5 protein-coding genes are annotated in these 7,994 nt (G+C 42.3%); 1 reads left to right on the top strand and 4 read right to left on the bottom strand.

Features of this window, described 5'->3' with window-relative positions:
* Positions 1-73: 73 nt before the first annotated feature.
* From DFP77_RS11815 to codB, 4 genes are all read right to left on the bottom strand, one after another.
* Complete coding sequence (locus tag DFP77_RS11815) at positions 74-1,225, bottom strand: HAMP domain-containing protein (RefSeq protein WP_258861156.1); 1,152 nt, start codon at positions 1,223-1,225, stop codon at positions 74-76.
* 305 nt (positions 1,226-1,530) lie between these two features.
* Positions 1,531-2,778, bottom strand: a complete 1,248-nt coding sequence (gene codA / locus DFP77_RS11810) for a cytosine deaminase (RefSeq protein ID WP_114412493.1) — start codon at positions 2,776-2,778, stop codon at positions 1,531-1,533.
* A gap of 7 nt (positions 2,779-2,785) precedes the next feature.
* Positions 2,786-4,033, bottom strand: coding sequence for a PucR family transcriptional regulator (locus tag DFP77_RS11805; protein ID WP_114412487.1), 1,248 nt, complete (start codon positions 4,031-4,033; stop codon positions 2,786-2,788).
* Complete coding sequence (gene codB / locus DFP77_RS11800; RefSeq protein WP_114412486.1) at positions 4,033-5,286, bottom strand: cytosine permease; 1,254 nt, start codon at positions 5,284-5,286, stop codon at positions 4,033-4,035. Before codB ends, DFP77_RS11805 begins: the two co-directional genes overlap by 1 nt.
* Before the next feature lie 345 nt (positions 5,287-5,631).
* On the opposite strand from codB, the gene katG reads away from it, so the two are divergent.
* Positions 5,632-7,830, top strand: a complete 2,199-nt coding sequence (katG, locus tag DFP77_RS11795) for a catalase/peroxidase HPI (protein ID WP_114412485.1) — start codon at positions 5,632-5,634, stop codon at positions 7,828-7,830.
* Positions 7,831-7,994: the final 164 nt, after the last annotated feature.

Here is a 7,994-nt window from a genome sequence, read left to right as displayed (position 1 = left end):
TGAATTGTTCTGGGTAACGTACTTTGCTCATAAATACCTCTCACTTAGATCATTTTATCTAACTAAAAGGTGTCTAGCTAATTAGTGGCGATTCAGACTGTTTATGTATATTGCTAATGATTGACCTAAGTTGCTCTACAAAACCATCAAACTCTTTGGCTAGGTCTCCGAGTTCATCTTTGGAAGTAGAGTCAATTCGTTGCGTTAAATCTCCATCACCTTCAGCGATTTCTTTAATACGGCGCCCCATATTTTCGACATTTTTGGTAATTTTCAGTGGGATGAAGTAACCAAGTAGTAAAGCAATCACAAAAGCAATAGAGGTCACTATCATGGCAAATTTTTGGTTACGGGCAATATTGTTTGCGTTGTTGCTCTCTATCTCTCTTGAATGATTTCTTACTGCTTCACCAGCTTTGTCTAACAGGCTTCGAATCGCTTCAAATTTTGCGTCTGCATTAATTATTTCTTGAGGGAGTTTGTTAGAAATTTGAGCTTCAGGAGAATTTAAATGAACTAGGCTTTCTTCAAACCATTCATCAAAAAGCACATCAAATTTACTATAAGGTTGTGTTAGCTCCGGTTCATCAATTAGATGGCCACGGTATGCTCTAAACCTTTCTAATGCCTGGGCTGCATTTATATTAAATTCTTCCTTGTTTTCTTCACTACTTCCTACATGATTAATTATTTTTTGTTGGGCCAAGCGTGCTTGATATAAGTCTCTGTCTGCATTTAATACTTCTGTTATGGCCTCTACGTAATTATTAAGCTCTTCGGCGGAGCCTATTTGATCTTTGGAGTTATGGATGTGTGTTCGTAGTAGTTCTCCTGCTTCATCGAGCATATTTCGAATAACGAGAAATTTATTATCTAAACTGATCATTTTCTCTGAAAACTGAGTGCTTCCTTTGGATGTGGAGATGAGTCTTTCACTTGAAGTAAGCCACTCATTGTAGAGCGTGTTAAAGGACTCAAAGGGGGTTAAGAGGTCTTTTGGCTCATCTTCAAGGTACTGTCTATAAAGCTGAAAACGGTCGAATACTTGTTGAGCATTATCTCTAAAATCTTCTTCGTCTGCCTCTTTAGGGCCTTCACCATCGAGCATTTTTTCCTGTGCTAATCTGGCTTGGTAAATATCTCTGTCTGCGTTTAATACTTCTGAAATTGCTTCAAAATAGTGTTCAGCCTGCAGCTTCATACTATTTTTTTGCATGTTGCTCATTAGCATCATGAAAACAAAAAGGGATATTAGAATTATTGAGAGAAAGACGATTGGTAGCATCATCTTGATGCGAATAGAGTGGATGCGCATTTGTAATCCTTTATCATTCTTTAAGATAATTAAAGTCTAGGAAAGGATGTTTATTAGCGCAAAAAAATACTGGTTACTTTTTGATCTAAATGGATTTATTTCTTCATTATGGTATTGTTTTGACTTCAAACGTTCGAAAGAGTCGAAATAGGTGGCGTATGAAGATACTTACCACCTATTTTTACGTGATTGCTTTTCGCTAATTGTTTACGTACTTATTCAGTAACCCAAGGTTGAGTGATTAGTTGAGAGGGTTTGCGCTCCATAATAATATTGCCATGGCGAACGGAAAGTAATACTTCACCCTGACGGCGCAGTACGCTGTAGTCATCATGACCTTCCAATAAGATAAAGTTCGCTGTATTGCCTACTTCAATGCCATAACCTTGTAAGCACATAGTTTTCGCGCTGTTGTCTGTGATCATATCCAGAGCGCGGGCGTAGTCCTGATATCCCATCATTTGGCAGATGTGCATGGCGTAGTCCAACGTACGAAGCAGCTTGCCATTACCGAGTGAATACCAAGGATCGAAGATCGAATCTTGTCCGAGACAGACGTTAATGTCGGCTTCGCGCAACTCTTTGACTCTCGTTACGCCGCGACGTTTCGGGTAGCTATCAAAACGACCTTGTAAGTGAATGCTTTCGGTTGGGCAGGAGATAAAGTTAATACCGGAATTCTTCAATAATCGAAATAGCTTCGAACAGTATGCGTTGTCGTATGAATGCATTGCTGTGGTATGACTTGCAGTGACTTTAGAGCCCATATCGTGAAATAAGGCTTCGCAGGCAAGAAACTCTAAAAAACGAGAGTTTGGATCATCGATTTCATCACAATGTACGTCAATCAAGCGATCGTATTTCTTGGCAAGTTCAATGATGAGTTTGACTGATTTCTCACCCAATTCACGAGTGTATTCAAAATGTGGAATCCCGCCGACCACATCGGCACCTATTTCTAAGGCTTCTTCCATCAGCTTTAAACCATTTGGGTAAGACAGCATGCCATCTTGTGGGAAGGCCACCACTTGTAAGTCGATTTTGTCTTTTAGCTCATCACGAAGCGCACAAAGAGTGCGAACGCCTATTAGTGTTGGGTCTGTGGTATCAGCATGAGTTCGAATGGCTTGTACACCGTTTTGTACTAATAATTCTATTGTTGATAGCGCGCGGCGTCGGATATCGGCTTCATTCAACATTGGCTTTCGTTGGCTCCAGCGCTCAATACCTTCGAATAAAGTACCGCTTTGATTCCATTCCGGTTCGCCTGCCGTTAACGCAGCATCAAGATGAATATGTGGCTCAACAAAAGGCGCACAAACTAGGTTTCCATTGGCGTCAATGGTGTCTTCTGATGCAGCTAAGGTGTCTTGTTGAATTTCAATCTTACTGAACTGGCCTTGGTCAATATAAATAGAAAACAGTTCTGGACGTTGGCGTAAACGGGCGTTAATGATATGCATAAAAACCTCAGTCATGTTGCAGATCAGGCATGTCTGCCTTTTCTTCGATGTTGTGATGATGGAACAATACTTGTTCAATAAGTAGTGCGTTTTGTAAATTGAGTCGTAAAAAAGAGTCTTGTAAAGAATAACCTAGGCGCAGCTCTATTTTATTAAGGCGGTAACTTAGAGTATTCCTGTGAAGTCCCATTGTGTCGGCCGTTTGTTGTAAATGACCAAAATGATTAAAGTAATGGTTCAGCGTGTTTTTCATTTCGAGGGTGGTTTCGTCTCGAGCAAAACATAACTCGCCAAGGTGTTGTTTACAGAATTCCGCAAGTAAACCACGATTAGGAATAGCAGCATACAAACGGGCAATGCCTAGTTGTTCGTAGAAGAAAATGCGTTGATGATGGTGTTTGACAGCGAACTGCAAGGCTTGTCTGGCTTGTTCCGTGGCATCCGATAACTTATCTAATCCTGTTTTTCGTTCGCTTACTCCAATACATATAACATGCTCCGGAAAGCGTTTTTGTAGTAAGCCTAGGATTTGTTCTAATTCCTTATAGAGTTCTGATGTGCCATTTTCACTCAAAGGCCAAATAACCAATAAGTCTTTGTCATAATTAAGGACAGGCCACTCAATTCCTCTACGTTTCAGAATGCCACCTAAATGCAGCTCTAGTTCATGGTTAACTTGCATTAACTGATAATTTTCAGTGTCTGTATTGGGATGTAGATAATTAATTCTTAATGCCAATGTGGTGAAAGGGTGGTTATCGCTAATCCCTAAATCACCAGCGCGCAAATGTATTAATTCCGGAGCCTGATCAAAACCATTGATTAACTTAGTTAAAAACAGGCGAACCGATTTTCCTAATAGGTTGTCTTGAACGATAGCGTTACTGATAACTTCAGTGACGAATACCATTTTTAGGCTATAAGGTTGTTCTAAAATAGGCAGTTGGTATTGATTGGCAAGCTCTAACACACTGTTAGGAATTTGCTGGATATACTCTTGACCAGTTAAAATAACCAATCCAGCAACATTGCTAGCGATTGCTTCTTTTACTAATTGGCAGAGGTTTCTCTCGTTACGACGGTGGTTAATTCCCGTGACAAAAACCAGCTCACCGCCACTGACCCAAGGCTGAATTGAATCGTTTTCTGCAACATAAGGCCAACGAACAATTCGTTGGCCTCCAGTTAAACCAGCCCGAAAGATGATGCTTTCCAGGCCTGGTAGGTGAGGGATGTCTGCGCAACAAATACTCATTAATTTCCTAGAACGGTGGCAGTCTGACGACGAGATAGCAAAGATAATACGCCATAACTTAATACAGCGACAAAGACGCCAACGATTGGAGGCATCACAGGCGTTGTATAAGCAGCAGCGGATGCGATGGCATAAGAGCCAAGACCAATCCAATTAAATGCGGGCAATTGAGTATCGGCTAATAATGGGTATTGGCCTTTATGACGTAACCAAAAATCTGCCATGATGACACCACCAATTGGCGGAATAAAAGTCCCTAATAGAACGAGAAAAGGAATTAAGAAGTTATACATTCCAAATACAGCCATGACGGTACCAATAGCAGCACCAGCGACAGTGATAACACGACGTTTATCGGTTCGCAGCAGGTTACATCCAGCAACGGCAAAGTTGTAAATAGTGTTGTCCTGAGTTGTCCAAATATTGAGAAACAGCATCAGCACTGCAAGCACCATAAAACCCTGTGCCAGCATCACGTCTACAATATCGGCTTGTTGATAAATTAACGTACCAAGCGCACCAGTTAACACCATTAGGCCATTGCCTAAAAAGAAAGCTCCCATAGTGGCCCAGATGGCAACTTTTCCGCTATTAGCAAATCGGCTCCAGTTTGTGGCTTGAGTAGCACCACTAACAAAGGTGCCAATGACAATCGTGATAGCGGCCGTGAAACTTAAACTTTGTGTTGGTTCAATATTCAATAAAGCCGATACACCACCAACATCGACCAAGCCTGTGTAAAGACTAATTAAGATGAAAATAAGCATGGCTGGTACGGCTATTCTGGACAAGATGTCCATACCGCGGAAGCCAATCATGGCGGTAATACAAAAAGCCATGCCGAACAAAATCATTAAAGGCGTTTGCCATGCTTCTGGGATGGCCGTTATTTTAACCAGAACAATCGCCAGTGTTGCTGTGCCCCATGCATACCAACCAATTTGCGTAAAACCAAGAATGAAATCGGCTAACTTACTGCCTATTTCACCAAAGCAAAATCGCCCCATCAATACGCTGTTTAAGCCACTTTTGTAAGCAATGAACGCTAAACAAGAAGCGTAAAGGCCAAGAAGAAAATTCCCGACTAAAATAACCAAGAGTAATTCTGAAAATGAAAACGCGGTTCCTAATGTGCCGCCAGCCCACATGGTAGCGGTAAAAAAAGTGAACCCCAGCAGGATGACTGCCATTGGCAGCAATCCTCTGCGTTTATTTTGAGGTACTTCAATTAATGGATAATCTGATTGCGTCATAGTCGTTTCCCGTAATGATTGAGATTTGTTCCTTGGCTTTTACAAGCAACTTGCGAACCAGTTCTGGGTTAATGCTATTTCTTAAATTAGTTTATGGCGAGATAACTAAGAATGCTGCCAAAAGGTTGGGCGGTTTACACAATGGCTAGTTTTAATAACCTCTAGATGCTTATTTTATACCCTTAGAGTGCACCAGTTGGTAGCAAGGAAAAGAAGAGGATGAACTAGACTATTATCTTCTTAGTTTTTATTTATTAGTTACTCACTCTTTTAAAGTTTATAACTATAGTTAATCAAGCGTTACTGAAAATAAAATGTTCTAAGCAGCAAGCAGGAGAGAGCGTTATGTCTAACGAAGGTAAATGTCCTTTTAATCACGGTGCCGCAAGTGCAAACCAATCATCTGGCCGTGGTACATCCAATAAAGACTGGTGGCCGAATCAGTTGAATTTAAATATTTTGCACCAGCATTCACTAAAATCTAACCCAATGGGCGAAGATTTTGATTACGCCACAGAATTTAATAGTTTGGATCTTGAAGCGCTTCGCCAAGATTTGTTTGCCCTGATGACAGACTCTCAAGATTGGTGGCCTGCCGATTACGGTCACTATGGTCCATTTTTCATTCGTATGGCTTGGCACAGCGCGGGTACTTATCGTACGGCCGATGGTCGTGGCGGCGCGACGTCAGGTACTCAGCGTTTTGCACCATTAAACAGCTGGCCGGATAACGTTAACTTAGACAAAGCGCGTCGTTTACTTTGGCCTATTAAACAAAAGTACGGCCGCAAGATCTCTTGGGCAGACTTGATGATCTTAGCTGGTAACTGTGCATTAGAATCCATGGGCTTCAAAACGTTCGGTTTTGCTGGTGGTCGCGTTGATGTATGGCAACCAGAAGAAGATATTTACTGGGGAACCGAGAAAACATGGCTAGATGACGAACGTTACACTGGCGATCGTGAGCTTGAAGATCCGTTAGCTGCCGTTCAAATGGGTTTAATTTATGTCAACCCAGAAGGACCCGATGGCAAACCAGATACCCTAGCTTCTGCTCGTGATATCCGTGACACTTTTGCTCGTATGGCGATGAACGACGAAGAAACGGTTGCCTTGATTGCTGGTGGTCACACTTTCGGTAAAGCTCACGGTGCAGGTGATGCTGCTCAAGTGGGTGACGACCCAGAAGCAGCAGGTATTACTGAGCAAGGTTTTGGCTGGAACAACAGTATGGGTTCGGGTAAAGGTGCTGATACGATTTCTAGTGGTCTTGAAGGTGCGTGGACGAAGAGCCCAATTGCTTGGGACAACGGTTACTTCGAAAACTTATTTGAATACGATTGGGAATTGACTAAGAGCCCAGCAGGCGCTTGGCAGTGGACTCCAAAAGGCGGCGCAGCGGCAGGTTCTGTTCCAGATGCTCACGATTCATCTAAACGTCATGCGCCAATTATGTTTACATCCGATTTGGCATTGCGTGATGATCCAATTTACGCACCAATTTCTAAACGTTTTTATGAAAATCCAGACCAACTTGCCGATGCGTTTGCTCGTGCTTGGTACAAATTGACCCACCGTGATATGGGGCCAGTGGCTCGGTACCTTGGGCCTTTGGTGCCACAAGAAGAGTTGGTGTGGCAGGATCCGATTCCAGCGGTGACATATGTATCAGTTAATGATCAAGATATCGCCGATCTAAAAGCACAAATCCAAGCGTCTGGTTTGAGTGTTGCTCAATTAGTATCGACGGCTTGGGCCTCTGCATCGACTTACCGTGGTTCAGATATGCGTGGCGGCGCCAATGGTGCTCGTATTCGTTTGGCGCCACAAAAAGATTGGGCGGTAAATCAGCCAGAACAACTTGCTAAAGTATTGTCTGTTTTAGAAGGTATTCAAACCCAGTTCAATAGCCAAAGTTCAACTAAGCAAGTTTCTATTGCTGACTTGATTGTCTTGGGTGGATCGGTTGGTGTTGAGCAAGCAGCAAAAGCAGCCGGTCATGATGTGGCTGTGCCATTTACGCCAGGTCGTGCGGATGCCTCTCAAGAGCAAACCGATGTGGAATCCTTTGCTTTCCTTGAGCCTGCCGCAGATGGCTTCCGTAATTACATAAAAGGTAAATACACTGTGTCTGCTGAAGAAATGTTAGTAGACCGAGCGCAGCTGTTAACTCTTTCAGCACCTGAAATGACCGTGTTGTTAGGTGGTTTACGTGTGCTAAATGCCAATGTAGGTCAATCTCAGCATGGTGTGTTGACGAAGCAACCAGAAGCACTAAGCAATGATTTCTTTGTGAATTTATTGGATATGGGAGTCAAGTGGTTTGCTACTTCTGAAGAAGAGGAGGAGTTCCAAGGTCGTGACCGTACAACGGGTAAGATCTTATGGACTGCAACACGTTCGGATCTCGTGTTTGGTTCCAACTCTCAGCTTCGTGCTATTGCCGAGGTATATGCATGCTCTGATTCACAAGAACGTTTTGTGAAAGACTTTATTGCAGCATGGAGTAAAGTAATGGAGTTGGATCGTTTCGATCTAGCTTAATCTCTTAGTTTCGTTTATTGGTGTTACCAACACCCAACCCCGCTTCTGAAAGGAATGCGGGGTTTTTTAATGGGGCTCATTACATAGTTAAAAAAACACACCAAAAAAGTATCGCTTTATAGCCAATTAATATATTTTTACCGAAGATTACAAAAAATAGATAT

The sequence above is a fragment of the Marinomonas foliarum genome (assembly GCF_003337275.1).
In the GTDB taxonomy this organism is placed as follows: Bacteria; Pseudomonadota; Gammaproteobacteria; order Pseudomonadales; family Marinomonadaceae; genus Marinomonas; species Marinomonas foliarum.
The sequence above is the reverse complement of the archived record's forward strand: the minus strand, read 5'-3'. Positions and strand labels throughout refer to the sequence as shown.

Coding starts and splice junctions, on each gene's coding strand:
- DFP77_RS11805 (WP_114412487.1), bottom strand. CDS start 4,033: ATGAGTATTTGTTGCGCAGACATCCCTCACCTACCAGGCCTGGAAAGC.
- codA (WP_114412493.1), bottom strand. CDS start 2,778: ATGCATATCATTAACGCCCGTTTACGCCAACGTCCAGAACTGTTTTCT.
- codB (WP_114412486.1), bottom strand. CDS start 5,286: ATGACGCAATCAGATTATCCATTAATTGAAGTACCTCAAAATAAACGC.
- DFP77_RS11815 (WP_258861156.1), bottom strand. CDS start 1,225: ATGAGCAACATGCAAAAAAATAGTATGAAGCTGCAGGCTGAACACTAT.
- katG (WP_114412485.1), top strand. CDS start 5,632: ATGTCTAACGAAGGTAAATGTCCTTTTAATCACGGTGCCGCAAGTGCA.